This is a genomic window from Pseudomonadota bacterium, from assembly GCA_022361155.1.
Lineage (GTDB): Bacteria > Myxococcota_A > Polyangia > Polyangiales > JAKSBK01 > JAKSBK01.
Genome location: JAKSBK010000095.1, coordinates 57869 through 80744, shown reverse-complemented (window position 1 = coordinate 80744; position 22876 = coordinate 57869). Strand labels below are relative to the sequence as shown.

Below are 22876 nucleotides of genomic sequence, written 5' to 3'. Positions count from 1 at the left end.
GGCCCTACGGCGCACCCGAGCTCACTCGGAGCCAGGCCGGCATGAACAGCAGGAGAAAGAGGCCGAGTGTGACCTGCGCGACCACCTTGCGAGGTGCCGATAAGGGCCCCGCATCGGTTGGTGGGTGCTCCTCGGGTGACATTCTACGCATGAGGCCGAGCACGACCCACCATACGAGCCATGGCAAACCGGCCTGCAATTCTCCTACGAGCGCATCGCCCTGTTTGCCTCGAGCATACGCGCTCGCCGCGTACGCCAACCCCACGCCCGCGGCCAGCCACGGCAGCGCCGCGCGAAAGCGCCGCGACAGCGATTGCTGCCGTTCACCGAACAGCGCGTACGCGACGTGCCCTCCATCCAGCTGTCCCACCGGAATCAGATTGAGCATGGTGACCCATAGCCCGGCCCATCCCGCCAGCGCGGTCGGAGTCAGAAACACGTCGTAGCCATCGGCTATCGGGCCCTTGGTGAGATAGAGCAGCGCCACGTAGAGTATGGAGCGGCCTTCGATCAGCACCGGAGCGTCCGGGATAGGCTGTACCGGCGATTCCAGCAGTCCGTACACCAGCACGGGCAGCGCCACGAGCAGCCCGATCAGCGGTCCCGACGCTCCGACATCCAGCAGCGCGTTGCGTGTACGAATCGGGCCGCGGATGACGATGACGGCGCCCATGGTGCCGAGCAGAAAAACCGGCATCGGAATGAAATAGGGCGCGGACACGTCGATCCCGTGGTAGCGGCCCGCGAAGAAGTGACCCAGCTCGTGCGACAGCAAGATCGTCATCAGAGGGATCGAGAAGGCGAAGCCGGCGGACCAGCGCCCACCCGCCAGCGGGTCCTCGCCCGCCATCGCCGCCGCGCCCACGTACGTGGTGGATACCAGGGTCATTGCAAAAAGGACAAGCGCCAATCCCCAGCGCGGACCGGCCCGCCCGGCGCCGGCGCCAGAGCCTGCCGCTTCAGGTGACCGTGTGTGGGGGCTCCGAATCCGGTTCTCGCTCACCGCTCGTGTTTAGCCTGTGGTCGCTGGGTTGTCGCGGGCGCGCTGGGAGCCGTGTGCAATCCCCGGTGACAGAGGTCAGAGCACCGGCCAGGGCAGCGAGCCTTACCTCCACGCGCGCATCGAGCCGGCCGAGGTCCGTATGGACAACGCAACCCCCACGGCCCACCTCGGGATCCGCCCGCACGCTGAGCGACTGCAGCCATGGACGTGTCGCCTCGAGCTGTTCGAGGGCCTGCCGTGCCGAGGGTTCGTCCCGTGGGTTGACCGTCAAAACAGCCGTGCGTGCTCTGCGGGTGCGGTCAAGCAGGTCGCTTGCCCAGCGTGCAATCACATCGGGTCGGGTGCTCGGCTCGTTGCCGATCACAAGCCGCGCCAGTTCGGTCGCGAGCTCGATCAGCTCCTCGCGTGCGCCGTCTACGAGAGCGCTGCGGTAGTGCATCGACTCCAGCAGCGCCCGCAGCTCGTTGGGCCCATCCGGTGCCCGAGGTTCGGCTCGGTCCGAAGGCGTCCCCGCCTGAGGCCTCGCACGTATGATCCTGCTCAATCGACCCTGCTCAATGCTTCCCCTCGCGCAGGAGGGCCGTCGGGTTGAAGCGGCATCTCCAGAGCGCGTCGAAGGGCGCTGCGAAGACCGGGGTCCGCCGCGAAGCCCTCGCGCAGCGCAGGGCGGCCAGGCACGTCCGAGGGCTCCTCGGCCGCCCCCGCGATGAGCCGCTGGCTGCGTACAAGGGCCCGTGCCCGGTGCGGCAACCCGCCGAGTCGTGCGGCGTCGGTCAGCGACAGTGGCCCGGCGTAGCTATGGGCGAGGCGGGCTACTTCCTGCCTGCGACCCATCTGATTCAGCAGCGAAAGCTCTCGGGCGACAGCGCACGCGACCTCACGCAAGGCCGGCGACAAGCCCGCAGCCGCGAGGCCGGCGCCGGGATCACCGGCCACCGTCGCTGCAAGGGCTACGCCTTCGCTAGCCTGCCGTGCGAAGTAGTCAGCCTCGCCATGGGTGGGGGCGAACGGTATATCGTGATGCTCACTCACGGCAGCGTTTCATAGCATGTCGGCGTGGACGCTGCCGATGCATGCCGCTCCGGCTATACTGGCAAGTCATGTCTGCTCGCACGCCGGCGTTGATCGCTGTGGCCGCATGGGCCGCGCTGGCAATGCAGGGGACGGCCCATGGCCAGGACGTGGGCTGCGGCGCTATGCCGGCGTCCCAGCAGCGCGTCGAGTGGATTCCGGCCAGCGGCGCCCAGGGAGTGACGCTCGACGCGCACATCATAATGCGCTTTCGCCACTCGATCGAGGTATCGAAGCTCAACGCCAACCCCTTTACGCTGCTCGAGCTCGACGCCACGACCTGTACGCCGAAGGACGCGGTCCGCCGCATCGCGGGAGCCCTCCGGCAACTCGACTCCCATACGCTGGCCTTCACGCCTGATCGCAGCTTCAGGAACAGTACCTGGTACTGGGCCGACGTCGTCACGGCCCAGGGTTCGCCCAGCACGCTCGCGAGAGCTCAGACCTGCTTCAAGACGGGTGAGACGTTGGGCGTCGATCCCCCCATGTTTCCCCCTGGAGCCAGACCTCTGGAGGTGTCCACCGATCCCGCTGCAAGTTGTGGTGGACCGGACGGCAGCCGGCTTGTTTCGCTGATCTTTCCGCCCGCGGTGACTTCGGGATCCGAGGGTAGCCTGGAGTATCTGGTCTTTCTGACGAACGCCGAGGACCTGCAGGCGCCGGTGCTCCGCAGGAGGGAACGTCACCTTGCCGGCGGCAGCGTGAACACCGGATTCGTCCTTGGGCCCGACGAGCTTGGCAGCCCGGTGTGCGTGGCGATCGTCGCGGTCGATGGTATGGGCAACCTGTCAGGCAACGAGTTGCGGACATGCTTCGATCCCCTGTCGGGGAGTTTCTTCGCACCGCTTTGCAGCCTAAGCGGTCCCCCCGGTGCGGGCGGGCGCCCGCCGGCTGGGTTGCTGTGGGTGTTGCCGGTCGTTTGGCTGGGCCTGCGCTCGCGCCGTTGGGGCCGGCGTATGGGCCCAAACCGGTAGCTGCTCCGGCCGGTCGATATTGACGCGTGCCCGGCGGGCATAGTTAAATCACGCCATGAGTGAAGGAAAGGCCCTGCGTTTCTGGTCCTCGGCCGACTCCGGCAACGCCTCACGTGCTGGCGCGGACAGCGTGCTTGTGGATGGCGACCTCGGCTTGTTTCTGGTGGCTGACGGCGTCGGATCGCACGAGGCGAGCGCGGAAGCGAGCGGTTTGGCGGTACAAACTTTTCGCCAAGTCCTGCTCGCCGAAACCGCGGTCATCGACGGCGTGAAGAACGGGCTGTCGCCAAGGGCCCGCGAAGACTTGCTGCGCCTGATGGAAAAGGCATTGCAGCAGGCGTGCGCGGCCGTGTTTGCCCGGGCCGAAGCCGAGCCCTCGAAGCGGGGCGCCGGCACGACGCTGGACGCGCTGCTGGTCGTTGGCTCGCGGGGCTACCTGGCGCATGTGGGCAACTCGCGAGTGTACCTCGTCCGCGAGGGTTCGGTGCACCAGCTCACGGAAGACCATCTTCTGATAAACGAGCTGCTCAAGCGTGGCCGATTGACGCAGCGACAGGCCGAGAAGCTGGAATACAAGAACGTCGTTACGCGAGCCGTGGGCTTTCACCAAAGCGTCGAGGCGGACACGTTCGATCTCGACCTGCTGCCGGGCGATCGTCTTCTAATGTGCACGGATGCCTTGAGTGGGCATCTCGAGCCAAGCGACATTCGCAAGACCTTCGAGGAAGGCCCGTCCGATCAAGTCGCCCAGCTCTTCATCAATGCGGTTCGACAGCGAGGAGGTGCCGACCACGTTAGCGCGATCGTGCTCGAGGCGCCCGAGGAAGCTGGCCCGGATCCGCTTGCTCGAGAGGTCAATCTCAAGTTGGAGGTCCTGCACAAGATGCCGGTCTTCCGCTACCTGACCTATCAGGAGCTCGTACGGGTGATGGGTTTTACCGAAAGCAAGTGCTTCGGACCCGACGAGGTCATCGTCAAGGAGGGCGACGACGGTGAAGAGCTCTACATCGTGCTCTCGGGTGAGGTTCGTGTGCACTCGGGAGACAACGAGATCGTGGTTCTTGGTGCTGGCCAGCATTTTGGAGAAATGGCGCTGATCGACAGGGCACCTCGCAGCGCGAGCGTTACGAGCATCTTGGAGTCCAAGCTCATCGTGCTGCGTCGCAAGCAGTTCTTCGACATCGTGAGGGAGGACCACGACGTTGCTGTGAAACTGCTGTGGAGCTTTCTGGGTGTCCTTGCAAAGCGTCTGCGCAGTACCTCGAAGGAGCTGGGCGACGCGCGGGGAAGACTGTCCATGGAAGAAGTGGATCCGCTCGTGAGCGAGGCCGTACAGGACTAGTCCTTCAAACGCGTGACATTGATCGATGATCGCGGTGGAGCTGGTGCCGGATGCAAGGACGACGACACAGGAATGGCAGGTCCCATTTCAAGGAGGAGGACGCGGAAGACGGCGCCAGACCGGCCGTGAGGGCGATCGAGGTCACGCGGTTGAAGGACTAGTGTGAACGGGTGCAGCTCGAGGTTGCCCTTCGCCCTCGCGTTGTTCGGCCTGGGTGCTGAATCTGTCAACGCCCAGCAGAACGAGGTGCGCCTGATGGCAGAACCCGCCAGCTACACGGACGTCATCGACGCGTTTGACGAACAGAAGGGGTTCGACATGGACGTGCGGATAGGCTTCGTTCGACGGCGTGTGGCCGGCCGGGTCGTACGCGAAGGGGCAGGCTCGCCAGCCGGCCGAGCGCACCACATTCATATGCTTGACCACGTCCACAGCACCAACAACCTCGTCGTGGGGCTTAGGGTGGGCCTCTATCGGGATCTCATGCTCTACTCGACCCTCCCTTTGGTACTAAGCGACGAAAGGCTGCTTCGTGTCCCCGCAGGACGCACTGCGAGCGAGATCGATAGCGCGTTGCTCGCGCCCGTCCCCAGCTCGTTCTATAGCAGGCCGCCCGCGCCCCGGGACCGTCTGCAATACGATCGCTTGTTTGCTCTCGGGGACCGAGCTCACTACCAGGGACCAGCGCGTTCGGGTTTCGATTGGGTGGGGTTCGGACTTGCCTGGGGCCTGACGAACCAGTTCCGCCGTCCAGGCCTTCCCAATTGGGTGGCGATGGTGGAGGGGCGCTTCGGGCTGGGTGAACCCATGCGCGCCGGAAAGGCGCGGGCAGTCAGCCGTGGTACCCATGCCTTGCGCTTCGAGACGCGAACGTCGCGCCGTTACCGTTACCTGGAGCCCTTGGCTGGAGTAGCGTTTCAGGCGGAATGGCCGGTCGCCAACCGTGCCGTGTTTGGTGTTGGCCAGGGGCTGCCGCGCGGGGCACTGACCCGCCCTCCACGCAGCGTCGAAGCGGTTGTGGGCGTCGCAATCGTACCCTGGGAGAGCCGTGCCCGCTTCCAGCGAGTTACCGTGGACCTTCGATTGCTGTGCAGCCGCTTGTCTCGCGGCCGCGACTATGGCCCCCTGTTTGATGCACTAGGCACCTCGAGCAGTCCCTTTCTCACGCTGATGGATCCTACCGCCCGTGATCCTACCCCCGGTCCGATGCCGCGCTTCGCCGGCCTCACAGATACCGACTCGTACGCGCGTATGGCAGCTCAGGCCGGTGTAGTCATTCGCGCGGCACGCTACGTGGGATTCACCGCCGGTGTTCGGCTGGCTCGCGATACGCCGCATTGGATCACGGGCGGCAACCGTTGTTTCGACAACACGATCGCAGCGACCGGCAGTCTCGCATGCGGTGCAGGCACCCCGAATCCGCAGCACAGGGCCGTGATCGACCAACCAGGGCAGCGCTTTCGGCTCGAGGGGCAGGTTCTCGTCGAGGTCTACACGCACGCAACAGGGCATTTCTAGCTCTGGCTCAGCTAGCTCGGCCAAAGCTAGCTATAGCTGGGAGTTTCGCGTGCGCCGCCTCAACTCGGCCAGTACGCGCGCGTACGCATCGCGCCTGCCCACAGCCGCGCTGCGTGCGACCCAACGCGCAGCGTCCCGCGGGCTCTGACCTTGCTGTAGTGCATCGCTGACGAGCGCTTGCAGGGGTCCCTCGGCAATTCGTGCTTCCCTGGTCGTCTGTGCCGGCCCCACGACAACGGTGGTCTCTCCGCGGGCCTTCCCGGCGAAGTGTGCTGCGAGCTCGGTCAGCGTGCCATGGACAAACTCCTCGTGGATCTTCGTGAGCTCACGACACACCGCGGCGGCGCGCCTCGGTGACAGCCTCGCGAGCTCGTCCAGCGTTGCGCCCAGCCGGGACGGTGCTTCGAACAACACGGTCGCGTAGTCAGCGCGAGCGATCTCCTCCAACCGTTGGCGTCGGCCCCGACCCTTGCGCGGTAGGAACCCAACAAAGCGGAAATCGTCGGTTCCAAGCCCAGCTCCCGCCAGCGCGCAGGTAATGGCGCTTGGGCCGGGCAGCGACTCTACCCTGGCACCCGTTTCGTGCGCCGCCCGCACCAAATCCGCGCCTGGGTCGCTGAGCAAGGGGGTCCCGGCGTCGCTGACCAGCGCGATGTGCGCGCCCGCCCGTAGATCCTCGACCCGTCGCTCGAGCTCGCGCCTTCCCGAGTAGGCGTGAAAGCTGTGGACGCGCCGCACGATGTGATGCCGCGCACACAGGGCTCGAGTTCGACGCGTATCTTCGGCAAGAATCAGGTCCGCCGAACGCAGGACGCTTAGCGCGCGTAGCGTGATGTCTTCGAGGTTGCCGATGGGTGTCGCTACGATGGACAGACGCCCCCGTCCGGCAGGAACGGCCTTTCTCCTGGAACGCGACTGGGCCGAGGTCACCGCTACGTTGCCGCGCTGCGTAGCTCGTCATCCAAATAGGCTCTGAGCTTTCCCTGCAGACGCTTCTCCAATTGCCGGACTCGCTCTCTGCTTACTCCAAACTCCTTGCCCAGCTCGGCCAGGGTCCGTGGGGTTTCGGCGAGCAGCCGTTCATCGAAGATTCGGGCCTCCTTGCCGGACAGGGTGTTGCCAAACTGGTGGATTCTGCTCTTGAGCAGCGTACCGTACTCCTCGTCGGCGAGCAGCTCATCGATGCGTTTGGACTCTGCAGGAAGCAGTTCTACTCGCGTGCTCGACGACCCCTCACGGCCGGAGGGCGCATCGAGGGATAGATCGCCCGAGGCGAGCCGCCGGTCCATCTGCACGACCTCCTCGGTGGGCACCTTCAAGCGTTTGGCCACGACCTCGGGTGTCGCATCGATGCCTAACGCGCTTAGCTTGGCCTTCTCCTTTCGGAGATTGAAGAAGAGCTTGCGTTGCGCCTGGGTCGTCCCCAGCTTCACCAGGCGGGCGTTGTTCAGGATGAATCGCAGGATGTAGGCGCGAATCCACCAGGCGGCGTAGGTTGACAGCTTGACGCCTCGATAAGGGTCGTACTTCTTCACCGCCTGCATGAGCCCGATGTTGCCTTCCTGTATCAAATCAAGCAGGTTGCGATAGGCACGACGGTAGTCGTAGGCGATCTTCACCACGAGCCGCAAATTGGCCGTGACCAGCTGTGCGGCCGCGTCCACGTCACCCGTCTTGCGATAGCGCGCAGCGAGTCGCCGCTCCTCGTCGGGCTCGAGCAGCGCGTAGCGCTGCACGTCGCGCATATAGACCTGGAGCGCGTCGTAGCGAGCAAGCCTCACGCCTCCAAGGTTCCGGCTGGCGAGGCTCGAAGCGGCCGATTTGGTCTCGTCAGCGTCCGAGGCTGGGACGCCGGCAACCTCCGCCTGGAGCGGCTCGACAGTCGAGCTCTCCACGATCTCTGCCTCGATGGGGTCGCGCCCTGCCTCGATGGGGTCGCGATTGTGGTCGTCGTCTTGCGTATGCTTCGAAGCGCCCGTTTTATCCTCTTTTTTCGGGTCGTCCATTGCTCCCAGGCCCGCAGGCGTTCTCCCACAAGCTGGGGCCGTGCGCAAACCGCTAGCCCGACTCGAGCAGCAGCTTGGCGGGACGCAACAAGGCGATCAGCTCGTCGTATTCCTGGAACAAGGCGAGCTCTATTCCGATGCTCGAGGCGTTTAGTCGCCTGGACCAGACGTACGTGGGGTCGAGGTGCTGAAGCGGTTCGGACGCGCACGCCGGTGCCTTCCATGAGACGCCGATGTACTCGCTGCGTCGCAGGACCCTATCGAGTCCTTCCTCGTCGACGAGTGCGCTCAACATCGTGCACTGGGTGTGGTCCAGCGTGTTGAGCGTACGCACGGGATCGTCCGCGCGCGATACGAGCACGCTGCGCATGTAGGGCAGGCCCCCACGTAGTAAGACCTGCGGTACGTGGCAAGACTCCACATCGAGCTTGAGCTGTCCTCGCCCACGGCGCTCGATATTGCCTACTGCGACCAGGCTGTCCCTCAAAGTCTCGTGGAGCAGCTCGCCATCCGCATCACGCAGGATATCCACGATTTCCATGCCGATGTCGTCGGGGACTATGAGGTACGAGTCCTCGTCGGAGATATGGAACGGGGGTACGAGCGAGAGCTCCCCTTCACCGAGTGTCGCGAGCTTTTTGATAGCCGCCGCGTCGGCGAAGACTACCGACAGCGGTCCGGAGTCCGGCGTGGGATCAGCTTGCTCGCGGGCTTGTGCGATGGCCTGCATGCGCTCCTTTCTGAAGATGCCTCCAAGCACCGATCGAGTCAAAGAAACGGCCCGGTGTCGGGTTCCAGCGGCGCCCGGGTCGTGCGATCGGCGGTTTGTGGAAGGGAACCAGGTGCAAACCAGTGAGTACCGGGGAGCGTGTTCTCGGTCAACCGATCCGAACGTTCAGGCTACCCTTGGGGTACAGCGTCGCCGGCGCTGGCAGCAGCTGTGGCGTTGGCTTGACTTTGCGAGGGCTTGCGTCACACAGCCAGGTGCCCAGCGACGGCAGGCGATGGGCGCGAACGTGGACCTGTGGCGGGGCGGGCAGTCGGTGAGACCGCAAACAGGAGGGGCGCTTGGATGCCAATTATGGGGAGAATGGAATTTCGGTCGCGGTGGGTTCTCGTGACCGGCGCCTCGTCCGGGCTGGGCCGGGAGATCGCTCGCGAGCTCGCGCTTCGACATGGTGCCAACTTGGTACTCACGGCACGCCGCAGGGATCGGCTGGACGCCTTGCGTGGGGAGCTTACGAAAGGTGCGGGTGTACAGGTAGAAATCGTCCCTGCCGACCTTTCACGGAACGGAGAGCCCGACCGCCTGTTTCGGCAGGCAGTGCAGGGTCGGGTGCTCTACGGGGCCATTCTCAACGCGGGCGTAACCCACTTCGGCGAGCATCTCGAGCTGGACTGGTCCGCCTTCGAAAAACTCATGGCGACCAATGTGACCAGCGTTGCGCGGCTCGTGCATCTCGCCGTGCCCCATCTGATCGAGAACGGCAGCGGCGGAGGGCTGATGCTCGTCACGAGCCTCACTGCTCTCATACCGGTGCCCTACCAGACGGCTTACTCCAGCACCAAGGCCTTCATCACGACGCTGGGACGAGGTCTGCACCACGAGCTGCACAACAAAGACGTATCGGTGACGACTTTTGTGCCCGCTGCGATCGACACCGAGATGATACATCTATCCGGAACGGTCCACACGTGGAGCCCAAAGAGCATCATGGTTCAGGCTGCCGACGCCTGTGCTCGCGAGGCTGTCGAGGCCTTTGCCGCGCGCCGTTACATGTACGTGCCGCGCAGGTTCAACCGCTTGCAGCTTGCCCTCGCGCCGCTGCTGCCACGCGCTTTTCTCGGTTCGCAGCTTGCTTCCCAGTTTCGCAGGGCGTTGCAGCGCGTCCGGGAGCAGCGCAACGACTAGACAGGCTTGGCTCGGTCAAGCCTGTCTGACTAGGCAGATTTCAGGCGTCTCCGGTTCTTGCCGCCGCCCTTGCGTTTCTTCCTGCCCTTGCCGTTTCGTCCTGACTTCAGCTCCAGGGTCGTGTCGCGCGACTCTTTGGGTCTGGCTGTCCTGATGTTGTGATCCTTGGAAGCTAGCAGCATGTACGCTGACAGAGCGACCACCGGTAAACTCAGGCATTGGCCCATGGTTAGTGGAAGGCCGGGGTCCAGTACTTGATAGGCCTTCAAGTACTCGACAAGAAAGCGGCCAACGAAGTAGGTGCCGGTCAGCAGATAAAAAGTCGCGCCGTCGCGCAGTCGGGCTCGGTAGTTGCGGTCGAGCCAGTAGGCGAACCACAACAGGGCAAACCCCCCCAAGGCCTCGTAGAGCTGAGTTGGGTGACGAGCTTCCGGCTGCCGGAGCGCAAAGACAACCCCCCAGGGTAGGTCCGTGGGTTTTCCGTAGATCTCGGAGTTGAAGAAGTTGCCAATCCGAACCCATGGAAAGATCCAGATGGCTCCGATGAGCGAAGCGTCGAGGTACCGATGCAGATCGAGGCCACGGCGCCGAACGTAGATAAGTAGTGCGACAACAGCGCCCAGCGCGCCGCCGTGGCTCGAGAGGCCCTTTCCGATCTCGATGATGCGTTGCGGCTGCTCGATGAACGAGCGTGGCTCATAGAAGATGAGGTGAACGAGGTGCGCCCCGAGGATCATTCCGACCGGCAGCCACAGGGTGAGCCGCTGCGCGTGTTCCTCGGCCAACCCCCGGCGGGCGAAGATGCGCGGATACGCTCGGGCCGCCAACAGCAGCCCAAAGGCGAAGAAGAGTCCATACCAGCGCAGCTCCAGCGGACCGAGCTCAACAATGATCGGGTCGACATCCCAGCGCACGTGTCGGGTACTAGCGGTCGCATGATTGCGACGCAAGACCCCCCGGCGACGAGCTGGCGGCCGGCACGTCCCGCCTACCAGCCGGTCCTGCAATGGCGGGGCCAGCCGGCTACACTACCGGTGCATGCCATCTCGCCCATCATGGCCCCCTCCCGGCATCGTGCAGAGGGCTTGGCTCGAGCTCGCCGACGGCCGGTGCCTCGTCGATGCCGTCGAGGTAAGCACCAGCGTATCCACGAACCAGGTGTTTCGAGTAACGCTCGACGACGGGACCACGTTGGTGACGAAGGTCTCCTCCTACGGTCGCTTTCGCGATTTCTACGACGACCACGAGAGTATCCGAGGCTGGACCGAGGCGCTGTCGCATGGGCCTTACGCAAGTTTCTTGGCGCGGGCGGTCTGCAAGGACGACAAGGTGTACGTGTACAACGAGGGTCGTCATTGGGTCGTCTTTTACGTGGACGTCGTGGTCAAGGACCGCTTGCCCAGGATCCTGTCCGGGTCCCAGATCGTGGACCTCGCCGAGGCGTTGGCACGGTTTCACGTCCAGAGCTGGGAAGTACGCGAGCAGGTTCCGGGGACAGCCAAAAGCATCGAGTCGGATCTGGCGGATCTCGCTCACCGTCTCTCGAACGAGCGCTGGGTCTTCGAGTTTCCGCTTTCGGTCGTGGAAGCCGATTTCCTCCGAGGCCAGATCGACGTGCTGTCGTCGAATCTGGAGCGCCTCGAATACCATCAGACTCTGAAGATTCCTGTGCTGATTGACTGGAACACGGGCAATTTTTCCGTGATCTTCCAATCGGGTCACTTCCGTTTCTTCAGCCGGTGGGACTACGATTGGTTCCGCTTGGGCTCGCCGCTTCTTGATTTCTACTTCGCGAGTCGCGTCGTGAGCTCGATGGGCGATCGGAGCGAATTCTCCTACGCTCCCAACACGTTGCTGGATCCACGCTTTTGCCTATTCCTGAGAACCTATTCTCGGGTGCGCCCTTTGGCTCCAGAAGAGCTTCTGCTCTTGCCAGAGCTTTATCGTTTCTTCGTGCTCAACTATGTTGTGAAGGATGGAGAGCATTTCTTCCGCCCCCGAATTTGCCGCAGGTTGCGCAAAAAAGTGGTCAAGCTGCACTTGCCGGCGCTGGACGCCATGGATCTTCGGATGCTGCGCCGGTGCGTGTCTTAGGACGGGACCTCAGGTCGCGATCGATGCGCAAACGAAGTTTGGCAGGATACCCGTAGCGTGGATTCGAACCTCGGCATCGCGTTCCTGTGTATTTCCCGAGAGAACCAGCAGCGTGTCTATTCCAAATTTGTTTCCGCCCAGGATATCTGTATGTAGTGTGTCACCGACCATCAAGACTTGCTTCTTGCTTGTGAGCGGATCGCGAGTCAGCACTAGGTCGTATGCGAAATCAAATATCTGAGTGTCCGGCTTGCCAAAACGAATGAAGGTTTTCTGGATGATTCCTTCGATCATATTGGCCAGGCTTCCTACTGCGATCGAGACATCGGTTTCGCTGGCCGGATAGGACAGGTCGGTGTTGGCCACGACGACGGGTACATTCTGACGCCGCAGTAGGTTGACGCAGCGGTTGATATCTGAAAACCAGTCGAAACCTTCGTCATCGAGCAGCACGAGAGCATCTATGGCGTGGTCGTCGGCGCACTGAGCGACCGGCAGCGGCGTGTGTCCCGCGGACTCGATGTAGTAGGCGGACGACGGCTTGCCGACGTAGGCTACACGACCGGGGCGGACCTTGGAGGCAAGAAAGTCACTGGCCAGCATACCCGAGGAGATGATGTGCTCGACGGGGACCAGCTCGCCGTAGCGCGGGTGGCAGTAGCTGCGCGCCATTTGGCCTGGAGAGCGGGACGCGTCGTTTGTAATCACGTAGCAGTCGCTACCCTGTTCCCCCAGTTTGAGCAGGGTCTCCGCGGCGCCCTGGATCATGCCCGTGGAGTTCTTGAGCACGCCGTAAGCGTCAAGGAACACGAACCGATACGCCGAGGCGATTTCTAGAAAGGACGCTTCGATTCTCAAGGGCAGGTCCTAGTCCTAGTCCCAGTACTAGTCACCTTTGATCAGGATGTTGTCGAAGAGGCGGTCGACCTCGTCGGCTTCCTCGGCTGTCGCCTCGAGCCGGCTGGTCAGGCGTTCGAGGCGTGTCTTGACATCACGGAACCCGGGATCGAGTCGATGGGCGTGCCTGTAATTGTCGAGGGCAAGGGCGGCGTTGCCCAGCAGCTCATGAGCGTTGCCGAGCTCGAAGTACAACGCGAGCTCGTTTGCGTGATCGCGGCGCGGAGCCCTGAGCCCCTCGGTGAAGTGGTGAACGGCATTGGCAAAGTCGCCCTTGGCGACGTTGCTGAGGCCTATCATCGTCTCGGCTATGCAGCGGTGCTCGTCGCTGTCGAGACACAGCTCGAATTCCTGAATCGCGTCGTCATGCAATCCCATTTCCATGTAAGCAATTCCGAGATCGTAGTGCGTCTGCGAATCGCCCTGGCCGACCTCTCTTCGAACGCCTTCTTTGAATTGGCTGAGGACCTCTTCCATGGCCGGCTCGGATGCCGGGGGCTCATCCAGGGCCTCTTTCGTTTGGGCTGCCGTCGGGGCCTCCGACTCGGTTGGCGAACGCTCATCGGCGGCTGGGCTCGTAGACCGCTCGCCGCTGGAGGCGGGGGGCGCGAGGCTGACCGCTTCGAGCACAGCGCTGTCGTCCTCGTCGATCTCGATGAGGTCATCGCTGGTGAGGGTCGTTTCCACCTCGGGCAGGCTCGCGCTGGTGTCCGTGGTGGCCTGTTCGTCCTCGCCGGCGATCGCCGGCCCTGGGATCGTGGTGACCGCCAGCTGGGTGGCTCGTTCGCCGCTGCTGTCGTCGTTGCCCGGCTCAGGGGACGACGCTCGCTCGTCGGCCCGTTGATCGTCGGCGACCACAGACCCTGGAGCGTCGTTGTCCATTGCCCCGTCCAGCGGCTGAGCGGCAGCGTTGCCTCCGAGCTCCCTCAGCTTGTCCTCGATGACGTGGGCGCCTGGATGCTCCCCGAGGGCGTCGAGCAACAGGCTTCGAGCTTCGGACAACCATCCCTGTGCAACGTAGAAGTCGGCCTCCTCGAGAGTCTCCTCGATCTCTTGGGCAAGCTCGGCCGCGCCGGCGTCCGAGACATCGCTCGACGCGTGCGAAGCTTGGCGCGCGCTAGAGGCCGACTCGGACGCGGGCGGCTCACTTGCCTGAATCCTGCCCCCGTCGCCTTCTTCCGCCGCCCCAGAAACGACCCGAAGCGGGGACGACGCGGCCAGCTCTTGCGGCGAGGCCTCTGCCAGCGCCTCGGCCTCCCGTGCAACCTGGTCCTGCAGCATCGGATCCGATGCTGGCAGAGGATTGGTGGGACGGAGCTCGCCCGAGCCCGTGCCGGCGGTCGAGGAGCGCTGCGAGCTGCCGGTCCCCGCCTCGACCCCTTTGGTGATCCGGCTGAGCCGCTGCTCCTCATCAATGAAGATGACGCTGTCGTCTTCGTCCGAGGCCGAGTCCGGCGCTTCGGGAGCGGCAGTCCGCGGCCCTGCTTGCTCTACCGGCTCTTGCAGGGCATCGGGAGCCAGCTCGCGTGCCTCCGCCAAGTACCTGTCGGACGCTTCCGGGTCGTCGCCTCTCACCACGTCGGCGAGCCGTGCCGCCTGTGCGGCGGCTCTTCGTGTGTCGCCGATGCTGAGGAACGTTTCCTTGAGCTTTTCGTGGGCGGTCACGTGCGAGGGATCGAGCACGAGGATGCTTTCGAGGCGGCTGATTACCTTGTCGTGGAGTGCGTACCGGGTAAAGACCTCGCACTCTTCGAGGAGCCTCTCGATCTGCCCCTCACCCGGCCCGACGGGTGGGGCATTCGTCCCGGAAAGGGCGGCAGCGTGGGGCCGGAGCGACGCGGCCAGCGGGGCCGCGGCGGTCGGGGGAAGCGACAGCGGTCGCGGGGCGCCCGAAGGTGGCGCCTCGCTCTCCAGGAGCTCGAGGGCGTCGTCGTCGATCTCGACGATCTCTTCCTCCCCCTCGCCAGCACTCGGAACACGGTGGGCGCCGCTCGTCACGAGCGCGTTGGCCGGCCGCATGCTCGCCAAGGTGGTTCGCGCTTCCACATCACCGGGATCGATCTCGACGATACGTTCGAGCGCGGCCGCCCGTTCCGTCAACCGCCCCGATTCGTGGTGTAACTTGGCGATCTCACGGTAAACGGCGACAGCCTTTTGGACCTGACCCAAAGCACGAAAGGCCTGCGCGAGCAATTCGAGCGTGTCGCAATCTCTGGGATCGGCCCGGAAGCAAGGTTGCAGCTTGGCGAGCGCATGTTTGGCCTCGCCGCGGTTCAAGTACACACGGGCCAGCTCTTGAGCCAGAGGAGCCTCGTCCGGCCGGTGAAATAGCAGCCGCTCCGCGACTTTGACGTAGTCATCCTCTCGGTCTTGCTGTCGCAACAGACCGGCGGCCACCCGAAACGCTGCCACGGCTTCCTGGTTCAGCTTGGCCTTGGATAGAGCCTCGGCCAGCTTGATCTGCGACGCCACGTTTTCCGGATCCAGGTCGACCATGCGGCGGAGCGAAGTGATGGCGGACGCCGTGTCACCGCGCTCCGCGTAGCTGTTTGCGACTTGCTCGTAGGTGTTGAGCGCGTCGCTGACGAGAGAGAGCATCTCGTACATCTCGGCGAGCTTCGTGCGCGCCTCGAGCCGTTGTGGCTCCAGCTTGAGGATCTGCTTGTAGACTGCGACCGCTTTCAGGAAGAAGCCCTGTTCGGCGTAGTGCTTCGCGACCATGTCGTAGGCTTCGATGGCCTGGGCGCCGTTCCCCTGCCGCGCTCGCAAGTCGCCGATCTTGAGGAGGGTGCGGACGTCGTTGGGGTCGGCGCGCACCAGGCGCTGGTACTCCTCAAGGGCCCGGTCGTAATTGCCGCGTTGCAGATGTTTCTGAGCGGCGGCAAGGACTTTGGAGCGGTCGATACTCACAGAACGGTGCCTCGTCGGCCACCGACCCCGAAGTCTACGGTCCTCCCAACTACGCGGTCAAGCTGGTGGGCTTGTTCGCTGCGAGCGCAATCGTTCGAGAAAACGAGTTGAGAGGCGGCCAGCCACGAAGTCAGGGTGTGCCAGGATACGGCGATGTAGGTCCACGTTGGTTCGGATCCCCGTCACGATCATCTCGTCGAGGGCTCGGCGCATCCGGGCGATCGCTTCCTCACGCGTGCGGCCGTGGCTGATCACCTTCGCCAGCAGCGAGTCGTATTCGCTGGGTACCTTCCAGCCCCCGTAGATTCCGCTATCAACACGTATGCCCGTTCCTCCGGGCGGATGGTACTCGGAGATCAATCCCGGCCACGGAGCAAGCGTTTCGGGATCCTCGGCGTTGATCCGGCATTCGATGGCATGACCCCGCGGCTGGGTGCAGGCAGCTTGGAAAGAGGCTTGCTCACCCGCGGCCAGGCGAATCTGCTCCACGACGAGGTCGTATCCGGTGATCATCTCGGTGACGGGATGCTCGACCTGAATCCGGGTATTCATCTCCATGAAGTAGGGCTCCTGCCCGTCCATCAAGAACTCCAGCGTTCCCGGCGAGCAATAGCGGCTCGCGAGCATGGCCTTGGCGATGGCGGCTGACATGGTGCGCCGCAGATCCGCGCTCACGGCGACGGCCGGTGCCTCCTCCAGCAGTTTCTGGTTGCGCGCTTGGATCGAACACTCGCGCTCGCTGAGCACGGACACGAAGCCTGCACCATCGCACAGCACTTGGAACTCGATGTGACGTGGCTCCTGAATGTAGCGCTCGCAATAGAGATCGCCGCTCTTGAAGGCCGCGGCGGCTTCGGCCCTGGCCGGTGCGTAGGCTCGCCGCATGTCCTGCGCCGAACGAATCACCTTCATTCCGCGCCCGCCTCCTCCAGCGCTCGCCTTGAGCATCACAGGGTAGCCGATCGCGTCCGCTTGCCTCACCGCGTCGTCCTCACTGCGCAGGATCGGGCTGCCCGGCAAGACCGGAAGCCCGAGCTCCACGGCGAGGCCGCGGGCCCGTACCTTGTCGCCCCATTGGCGCATGTTGGCAGGGGTGGGGCCGACGAAAGCGAGGCCGCAGCGCCCGCAAATCTCCGCGAAATCGGCGTTCTCGGCCAGGAAACCGTACCCGGGGTGAACGGCGTCGGCCCCGGTGATTTCGGCGGCCGCGATGATGGCCGGGATGTTGAGATAGCTCTTGGACGCAGCAGCCGGGCCGATGCACACGGCTTCGTCCGCGAAGCGAACGTGCAGCGCCATGTTGTCGGCCTCGCTGTGGGTCGCAACGGTCGCTATTCCGAGCTCGCGGCAGGCGCGGATGACACGCAGGGCGATCTCCCCTCGGTTGGCGATCAGGATCTTCCGAAACATGGGCTGCGGCCGGTCCGGGGGCGCCCGCCAAGCCGGGCGCCTGCTAAGGGCCCGCGGGGTCTATACTTTCTGAACCTTGAACAGGCGCTCACCATATTCCACGGGCTGCGCGTCTTGAATCAGGATCTCGAGTACGGTGCATTCGTACTCCGCCTCGATTTCGTTCATTAGCTTCATCGCTTCCACGATGCAGAGCACTTGTCCGGGTGCCAGGTGCTGGTTGACTTCGACGTAGGGTTTTTCGCCCGGAGACGGAGCACGGTAGAAGGTGCCCACGAACGGCGACGTGACGTAGGCCGTGTTGGGGTCTTCGGTCACCTTGGGCGCAACCACCGCCGGCGTACTCTCGGCCCGCATCGAGGGCGGCAACTCCGACTGGGTCGCCGGGCCCGCCAAGGCGGGCGCCTCGCTCGAGACCTTGGCGACGCGGTGCAGTTCGATCCGTTCGTCGCCCTTTTCGACGACGAGCTGCGACAGCCCGAATTCCTTGATCGCTCGCATGAGCTCGCGAAGCTGCTTGAGATCGATATCCATGGTGCGGCCTGCGCGGACGGGAGGGCTCGCCCCCGCGTGCTACGGGGAGGAGCCCGCTGGGAGTGCCTTCAGATAGTCGATCAAGCCCCGCAAGCCAAGGCTGTAGGCGCCGGGTCCGAAACCGACGACGCTGCCCACGCAAACCGGAGCGGTAAGCGAGCGCTGACGGAACCGCTCCCGGCGCTGCGTATTCGAGATGTGCACCTCCACGCTCGGCAGGCCGCAAGCGCTGATCGCATCCCGCAGGGCCACCGAGGTATGGGTGAAGCCACCTGGATTGATAACCAGTCCGCTATGCTGGCCGCGGGCCTGCTGAATCCAGTCGATCAGTTGACCCTCGTGGTTGCTCTGGCGGCAGTCGACGTGGCAGCCGAGGGCAGCGCCCAGCTCGGCGAGCCTTCCGTCAATCTCCGCCAGCGAGCGGTTGCCGTAGTGCTCGGGCTCGCGCGTGCCCAACAGGTTCAGGTTCGGTCCATGCAGCACCAGCACGCGCAGGGTTGGCTCGAGCGCGGCCATGAGCTAGGGACACACCTACAGCCCCGCCGCGAGTCTGGGTGCACCCACGCGCAGCAGATAGCGGGCCTTGCCCACGTTGCCCTCGGGCTTGAGTGCCAATGCCACGAAATACTCGTCGCTGAGCATGCGTACCACGGCGGTCATGTGCTCCGCCTTGATGGCGACCTCACGAGCTGGACCGATGCCCAGCATTTGGGCGGCCTGCTTGATCTGCGACAGCACCACGCTGTATTCCATGCCCACGCTCTCGACGCCCACCTCCTCTTCGGCCCCGACGTACTGGTCCACCGCGATGCCGTCGAAGCCCATCAGGACGCCGGCTATCGCCCCTTCGGTCTTTGTCACGCATTCTTTGAGCACTTGTTGGAACATGACGAAGCGGACCATAGTCCAAGCCTCGCCGCAGCGTCGACCCAATTCGGCGGATAGCGCGCAGTCTTGAACAGGTAGTCCGTTCGCCACGGCAACCCACTGCTTGACCGAGCCGGTCCGCGTGGCTACATGTGCCAACTGCAGGCCCGTCCCAACATGACTTTCCCGTTTTCGCCGGCCCTGACCACCGGCCGTCGTCGATCCCGAAAGGTCATTGTTGGACGGGTCCTAGCAAGCGCGGACGTGGCGGAATTGGCATACGCGCCAGACTAAGGATCTGGTGGGGGAAACCCCGTGGAGGTTCAAATCCTCTCGTCCGCACCGGTGATCGCGGGGGTCTTGCGCAGCGGCTGTCTGGATCCGACCCCGGCGCCGAACGGGGTCGGATACCGGCTCGAATCGGAGGCGGATCGTCTCACGCACCCCGCACGGCGCGGCCGAAGCGACGGATCCGCTCGTCCTCCTCGGGTGACAGCGAGCCCCTGCCCAAGGCGCGCAGGTTCTCCTGCAGCTGCTGGCCGCTGCCCGCACCGCACAGGACGAGGTCTACGTGGGGGCTCGAGAGGCAGAAGCGGTAGCAGTCGCCGGCAGACATGGCCTCTCCGTCCCAGCCCTTGGGTGGCTTGAGCAGCTTGCGCCATGAGGTTGCGGTGTAGGCGACCGTCAGCGGACGGCGCTGCGCGTAGCTGGGGAAGATATCGGTCTCGGCGCCGGGGTGCGCGGCGTTGTAGCGCAGCATCAGCAAATCGAGGGGCGAGTCAACGGCCAGCCGAGCCGCGCGCGGCCGATCGTGGATGGATACCCCGATGGCCCGCGCCAACCCCTGTTCGCGCAACCTCACGAGCTCTCGCTGTACGGATTGGGTGAAGGCGGACATCTTGCCGAGCCAAAACACCTGAAACACATCGATGTAGTCGACCCCGAACAAGCGCAGCAGCTTCTCGGCGGAACGTCGCACGCTGCCACCCAGGAATGCCAGCGCCGGCCCGCTTGCGAGCACATAGCGCTCGCGATCGCGCTGGAGCGCCGCCTTGATCGCTTCGTGGCACTCGCCCGTACGGAATTTGGTCCAGAACAGGTAGTTCACCCCCTTGTCGAGCGCTGCCTGCACACCCTGAGCGTCCACCCCGTAGTTGAATGCAAGCCCCAGCCGGTGCACGCGTTTGTTCACGACCGGGAGTTGACGGTGCAGGAAATCCATGTCGTTCATCGTTCGCGTCATGGGGTTCTAGCTGGGTTGGACGCCTGGGTTGAGCTGCAGATCGAGTAGCTCGATTTCCAAGTACGCGTATTCGCCCTCGGGCGGATGCCAGCGACCTTCACCGCGGCCGGGCACGCGCACGGGGCCGAAGTTTCTGTACTGCCCGACGGGGGTCGACCAGCGCTGCTGGACGAAGTGTTTGCCGTCACGTGAAGCAGCGAGGCGGTCGTCCGAAACGAAGTCGACGAGATCGCCGGTCTCACCGAACCACAGCACGGCGCTGACCGTGTTCGAACCGACCGTGTAGTGCCCCCGCGCCGACCGGTCGTTCAGGGGCTGCCAGTGGATCTCCGGGTCGACAAGCTCGGCTGGGGCCAGCACGCATATGTCGTTGAACAGCGTGACGGTTTCCGCGCGAGTCATCTCGGGGCCGCGTGCGTCAACCAGCGGAAAAAGCGACAGCAGCCGCACGCGCATACTGGCCGTCCCGCCGGCAAACGCGTGGTACACATCGAGCGGCACGCCGCTGCGCTTGGCCTTCATGAAGAAGAAGCGGGCCGGCTCGTTCGGCCAATTATGCTGCTCGGCGGTGAACTCCATCCATGGCTCGTCAGCGCCGGCGCGAATCCGTCCCTGCCAGCTGGCCTTGAAGTGGTGCACTCGCGGCCGGCCGAGGACTCCCGCCTTTCGCAGGTAGCGCCGCACAGGTGGGGGCAGGCGGGACAGGTGCGCTTCAATCAGCGTCGGACGCGAGCCCCGCTGCCTCAGTCGTTCCTGGGTGGCGCGGGCATATTGGGTGAACAAGCTCACGGGTCCCTCATAGGCCACGATCCCGCCGGCTGCTACTCGCCGCGCATGCGGGCACGATAGAGCAGCTAATCGGGCGGCCGACTTGACGTGCCTCACGCCGCATCTTCGCTTCGCGCAGTTCCCGCTCGACGACGGGCACGAGTCGTGACAATTGGTCCTTGCGCAGGTAGTCATGCGCCCCGGCCTTCATCATCTCGACGGCCGACGTTTCACCGATCGCGCCGGACACTATGACCAGGGGCAGATCGGGATCTCGGCCGCCGCGAGCAGGCTTTCCGCCCTGCAGGCGTCGGTTCAAGTGCAGGTCGAGGTCAGCGTTGAAGTCAGCGCTGCCGCGGGCGTCAGCTCCGGTTGAGCTGCTCGGTCCGGTGTTGCGGGACGGGTTTGCGCCGGCGATGGCAAGCGCTTCGCTGCGCGCGATCGCGGCTCTTCCGCCCCTCAGTTGACCGACATGAGGCGTATCAGCCGCAGCAGCATGGGCAGGTTCGCGAGGGCGCCGTAGACCCGCAGCCGGCCTTGGCGCAGCGCCTCGGCCATGGTCCGCACGGCTTTCCCCCGCGGGCTCGGCAGCCCGAGCCGTCCAACTTCGAGCAGGGAGAGGTTGATGACGGTCTCGCTGTCGGCACGAAGCGTGACATCGGGAAGCCCTACGACGCCGTGGTGGACAACGACGCGTCCCGCGCAGAACTCCAACGTGAGCGAGACCTCTGCGTCCTCCGCCACCAACGTCACGCGGCCGGAAATGCGCCCGAAGTCGGCTCGCTTGGCCGGCTTGTCACGCAGGTTTTGTCGCAGCAGGTCCGCCAGCATGCAGGCCAGACCGTTTTTCTCGCTGCCTGGAGCAAGGGCTACCTGGGACTGCTCGGGCGAATCGTCGCTACTCATGGGATTGTACGAACTCGGTGGGCACTCTTTGTGCGCTGCTGACAAGCTGACGCGACGACTCCACGTAGCGGATTATCGTAGGCAGGTGGCCTTTGGTCAGCTTCAGCTTGCCCTGCATCATGGCCTTGATGGGGTCGAGCTCTCCCTCGATCACCGAGCGCCAGCGGGCGTAGCTGCCCTCGATCACGAACGGCGCCTTGCCCCGGCCGGTGTCCGCGTCGACGAAGCTAGCGGCGTTGCAGCGGCCAGCATGCACATCGAGCAGCATCCCCATGTCCCGATCGATGCCCAGGTTCGAGTCGGCTGCGACCACCATCAGCACGGCGCCGTGGGTCCAGTCGGCGCCCGCGCGAGCATAATCGGGGTTCTCGTTGACCGCGTCCTTGAACGCTGCCGTCCACTCGGCCGATGGAAATCTGTGCATGCTGCGAGCTGAGCTCCGCATCGCGGGTTGCGGTTACGCTGTGCGCTTGCTTCTCGTGCCTGCTGCTTGTGTCTGCTGCTTGTACAAGCAAGAGGAGGCAGGGAAGATAGGGGACGTGGCGATCGAACGCAACGCAGGCCGGCTCATGGCTTCGGACTCCACCAAGGTTTCGGGCACGCAGGCGCTTGCCCTGCAGTCGTCTCTGTTGCTAGCGGCCGGTTTCCGGCATGGCATGTCGCTACGCGCAGGTGGCTCGAGCTCGGCGCCGTTCGATTCGCTCAACCTCGGGCGTGATCTGGGCGACGCCCCGGAGCAGGTGCAGGACAACCACCGCCGGCTCGCTGCCTCGCTGGGCTACTCGTGCGCGCGACTGTTCGAGCTGAGCCAGGTTCATGGCTCCGCGGTACACATCGCGCATCCGGAACAGAGTCCGGAGCGCTTCCGGCAACGCCAGGGAGACGCGATCGTCGTGCGCCATCATGGACTGGCGGCGGGCGTGCGTGTGGCCGATTGTATCGCGCTGCTGCTGGCAAACCCGGCAACCGGCGGCGCGGCTGCGGTTCACGCGGGTTGGCGAGGCCTGGTGTCCGGGGTGATTGCCGCCGCCGTGGCGGTCCTGGCCGGGCCCGGTCGGGGAGCTGGCGCGCGCGTTTTAGCCGCCGTCTTCCCCCACATCCGAGCCTGCTGCTTCGAGGTGGGTCAAGACGTGGCGACCGAGCTCGCCGGCGCGGCCGGGGACCAGCGCGTCGTAGACCGTCGCCGGCCGCGCCCGCGGGTGAGCCTTTCGGCGGTGGCACGCGCCCAGCTTCGGGCGTGTGGCCTGGGCTCCGAGCGCATCGAGGACATCGACGGCTGCACGCGCTGCGAGCCCGAGCGCTTCTTTTCGTATCGCCGAGACGGGCCGCGTTCGGGCCGGCATCTGGCGGTCGTGGTCGGCCGGCGCGCCGGCCAGCGCTAGCAGGCTGGGGGCGCGCATGCGAGGTCTACCCGCCCCCGA

Annotated in this window: 24 protein-coding genes, 1 tRNA gene and 1 pseudogene; 8 read left to right on the top strand and 18 right to left on the bottom strand. The window is 64.6% G+C overall.

The features are described 5' to 3' along the window. Nucleotides 1-4 precede the first annotated feature (4 nt). From MJD61_03145 to MJD61_03135, 3 genes are all read right to left on the bottom strand, one after another. A complete protein-coding gene (locus MJD61_03145; protein ID MCG8554273.1) occupies nucleotides 5-889 on the bottom strand; it encodes a site-2 protease family protein in 885 nt (294 codons plus the stop codon). A 70-nt stretch (nucleotides 890-959) separates the two neighbouring features. Next, nucleotides 960-1547, bottom strand: a complete 588-nt coding sequence (locus MJD61_03140; GenBank protein MCG8554272.1) for a hypothetical protein — start codon at nucleotides 1545-1547, stop codon at nucleotides 960-962. Beyond that, on the bottom strand, nucleotides 1544-2035 hold the full coding sequence (locus MJD61_03135) for a hypothetical protein (protein ID MCG8554271.1): 492 nt from the start codon (nucleotides 2033-2035) through the stop codon (nucleotides 1544-1546). Before MJD61_03135 ends, MJD61_03140 begins: the two co-directional genes overlap by 4 nt. A gap of 68 nt (nucleotides 2036-2103) precedes the next feature. Here MJD61_03135 and MJD61_03130 point away from each other — a divergent pair, with 68 nt between their 5' ends. The 3 genes from MJD61_03130 (at nucleotide 2104) to MJD61_03120 (ending at nucleotide 5908) form a co-directional block, all read left to right on the top strand. Then, entirely contained in the window at nucleotides 2104-3048 is a 945-nt protein-coding gene (locus tag MJD61_03130) for an Ig-like domain-containing protein (GenBank protein ID MCG8554270.1), read from the top strand. A 55-nt stretch (nucleotides 3049-3103) separates the two neighbouring features. Continuing rightward, the gene (locus MJD61_03125) at nucleotides 3104-4390 is read left to right on the top strand and encodes a cyclic nucleotide-binding domain-containing protein (protein ID MCG8554269.1); all 1287 of its coding nucleotides are present in this window, start codon (nucleotides 3104-3106) and stop codon (nucleotides 4388-4390) included. 255 nt (nucleotides 4391-4645) lie between these two features. Continuing rightward, the gene (locus MJD61_03120; protein ID MCG8554268.1) at nucleotides 4646-5908 is read left to right on the top strand and encodes a hypothetical protein; all 1263 of its coding nucleotides are present in this window, start codon (nucleotides 4646-4648) and stop codon (nucleotides 5906-5908) included. Between the two features lie 30 nt (nucleotides 5909-5938). On the opposite strand, the gene rsmI is transcribed toward MJD61_03120, so the two are convergent. From rsmI to MJD61_03105, 3 genes are read right to left on the bottom strand one after another with little or no spacing between them, the layout of a single operon-like run. Then, the gene (gene rsmI, locus MJD61_03115) at nucleotides 5939-6838 is read right to left on the bottom strand and encodes a 16S rRNA (cytidine(1402)-2'-O)-methyltransferase (GenBank protein ID MCG8554267.1); all 900 of its coding nucleotides are present in this window, start codon (nucleotides 6836-6838) and stop codon (nucleotides 5939-5941) included. Nucleotides 6839-6840: 2 nt separating this feature from the next. Next, the gene (locus tag MJD61_03110; GenBank protein MCG8554266.1) at nucleotides 6841-7914 is read right to left on the bottom strand and encodes an RNA polymerase factor sigma-32; all 1074 of its coding nucleotides are present in this window, start codon (nucleotides 7912-7914) and stop codon (nucleotides 6841-6843) included. A gap of 52 nt (nucleotides 7915-7966) precedes the next feature. Continuing rightward, complete coding sequence (locus MJD61_03105) at nucleotides 7967-8644, bottom strand: hypothetical protein (protein ID MCG8554265.1); 678 nt, start codon at nucleotides 8642-8644, stop codon at nucleotides 7967-7969. A gap of 387 nt (nucleotides 8645-9031) precedes the next feature. On the opposite strand from MJD61_03105, the gene MJD61_03100 reads away from it, so the two are divergent. After that, complete coding sequence (locus tag MJD61_03100; GenBank protein MCG8554264.1) at nucleotides 9032-9826, top strand: SDR family NAD(P)-dependent oxidoreductase; 795 nt, start codon at nucleotides 9032-9034, stop codon at nucleotides 9824-9826. Nucleotides 9827-9855: 29 nt separating this feature from the next. Here the strand turns inward: MJD61_03100 and lgt are convergent, their stop codons facing one another. After that, nucleotides 9856-10740 carry a prolipoprotein diacylglyceryl transferase gene (gene lgt, locus MJD61_03095; protein MCG8554263.1) on the bottom strand — a complete coding sequence of 295 codons (885 nt, stop codon included), beginning with the start codon at nucleotides 10738-10740 and terminating at the stop codon, nucleotides 9856-9858. Nucleotides 10741-10864: 124 nt separating this feature from the next. Here lgt and MJD61_03090 point away from each other — a divergent pair, with 124 nt between their 5' ends. Then, the gene (locus MJD61_03090) at nucleotides 10865-11920 is read left to right on the top strand and encodes a hypothetical protein (protein ID MCG8554262.1); all 1056 of its coding nucleotides are present in this window, start codon (nucleotides 10865-10867) and stop codon (nucleotides 11918-11920) included. Between the two features lie 9 nt (nucleotides 11921-11929). Here the strand turns inward: MJD61_03090 and MJD61_03085 are convergent, their stop codons facing one another. From MJD61_03085 to MJD61_03060, 6 genes are read right to left on the bottom strand one after another with little or no spacing between them, the layout of a single operon-like run. After that, nucleotides 11930-12778 carry an HAD-IIA family hydrolase gene (locus MJD61_03085; GenBank protein ID MCG8554261.1) on the bottom strand — a complete coding sequence of 283 codons (849 nt, stop codon included), beginning with the start codon at nucleotides 12776-12778 and terminating at the stop codon, nucleotides 11930-11932. Between the two features lie 27 nt (nucleotides 12779-12805). Beyond that, entirely contained in the window at nucleotides 12806-15727 is a 2922-nt protein-coding gene (locus MJD61_03080) for a tetratricopeptide repeat protein (protein MCG8554260.1), read from the bottom strand. A 57-nt stretch (nucleotides 15728-15784) separates the two neighbouring features. After that, nucleotides 15785-17137 carry an acetyl-CoA carboxylase biotin carboxylase subunit gene (gene accC, locus MJD61_03075; protein ID MCG8554259.1) on the bottom strand — a complete coding sequence of 451 codons (1353 nt, stop codon included), beginning with the start codon at nucleotides 17135-17137 and terminating at the stop codon, nucleotides 15785-15787. A 60-nt stretch (nucleotides 17138-17197) separates the two neighbouring features. Continuing rightward, nucleotides 17198-17671 (bottom strand): acetyl-CoA carboxylase biotin carboxyl carrier protein, encoded by a 474-nt coding sequence (accB, locus tag MJD61_03070; GenBank protein ID MCG8554258.1) that lies wholly within the window; start codon nucleotides 17669-17671, stop codon nucleotides 17198-17200. Between the two features lie 39 nt (nucleotides 17672-17710). Then, entirely contained in the window at nucleotides 17711-18187 is a 477-nt protein-coding gene (aroQ, locus tag MJD61_03065) for a type II 3-dehydroquinate dehydratase (protein ID MCG8554257.1), read from the bottom strand. A gap of 15 nt (nucleotides 18188-18202) precedes the next feature. After that, nucleotides 18203-18574: a hypothetical protein gene (locus MJD61_03060; protein ID MCG8554256.1), complete on the bottom strand. Its 372-nt coding sequence runs from the start codon at nucleotides 18572-18574 to the stop codon at nucleotides 18203-18205. Nucleotides 18575-18796: 222 nt separating this feature from the next. Here MJD61_03060 and MJD61_03055 point away from each other — a divergent pair. Then, a tRNA-Leu gene (locus MJD61_03055) sits at nucleotides 18797-18880 on the top strand. Nucleotides 18881-18974: 94 nt separating this feature from the next. On the opposite strand, the gene MJD61_03050 is transcribed toward MJD61_03055, so the two are convergent. The 3 genes and pseudogenes from MJD61_03050 to MJD61_03040 all read right to left on the bottom strand — a co-directional run bounded on the left by MJD61_03050 (nucleotide 18975) and on the right by MJD61_03040 (nucleotide 20817). Then, entirely contained in the window at nucleotides 18975-19781 is an 807-nt protein-coding gene (locus MJD61_03050) for an aldo/keto reductase (protein ID MCG8554255.1), read from the bottom strand. 6 nt (nucleotides 19782-19787) lie between these two features. Further along, complete coding sequence (locus tag MJD61_03045; protein MCG8554254.1) at nucleotides 19788-20570, bottom strand: hypothetical protein; 783 nt, start codon at nucleotides 20568-20570, stop codon at nucleotides 19788-19790. Nucleotides 20571-20652: 82 nt separating this feature from the next. Further along, nucleotides 20653-20817, bottom strand: a pseudogene (locus tag MJD61_03040) (two-component system response regulator). Here MJD61_03040 and MJD61_03035 point away from each other — a divergent pair. Further along, nucleotides 20743-20925 (top strand): hypothetical protein, encoded by a 183-nt coding sequence (locus tag MJD61_03035; protein ID MCG8554253.1) that lies wholly within the window; start codon nucleotides 20743-20745, stop codon nucleotides 20923-20925. The pseudogene MJD61_03040 and the gene MJD61_03035 overlap by 75 nt on opposite strands. A gap of 83 nt (nucleotides 20926-21008) precedes the next feature. Here the strand turns inward: MJD61_03035 and MJD61_03030 are convergent, their stop codons facing one another. Then, on the bottom strand, nucleotides 21009-21455 hold the full coding sequence (locus tag MJD61_03030; protein MCG8554252.1) for an SCP2 sterol-binding domain-containing protein: 447 nt from the start codon (nucleotides 21453-21455) through the stop codon (nucleotides 21009-21011). Continuing rightward, nucleotides 21448-21879: an SCP2 sterol-binding domain-containing protein gene (locus MJD61_03025; GenBank protein MCG8554251.1), complete on the bottom strand. Its 432-nt coding sequence runs from the start codon at nucleotides 21877-21879 to the stop codon at nucleotides 21448-21450. The genes MJD61_03030 and MJD61_03025 overlap by 8 nt, the downstream gene beginning before the upstream one ends. Between MJD61_03025 and MJD61_03020 the strand changes: the two genes are divergently transcribed. Beyond that, nucleotides 21878-22837 (top strand): polyphenol oxidase family protein, encoded by a 960-nt coding sequence (locus tag MJD61_03020; protein ID MCG8554250.1) that lies wholly within the window; start codon nucleotides 21878-21880, stop codon nucleotides 22835-22837. The genes MJD61_03025 and MJD61_03020 overlap by 2 nt on opposite strands. Nucleotides 22838-22876: the final 39 nt, after the last annotated feature.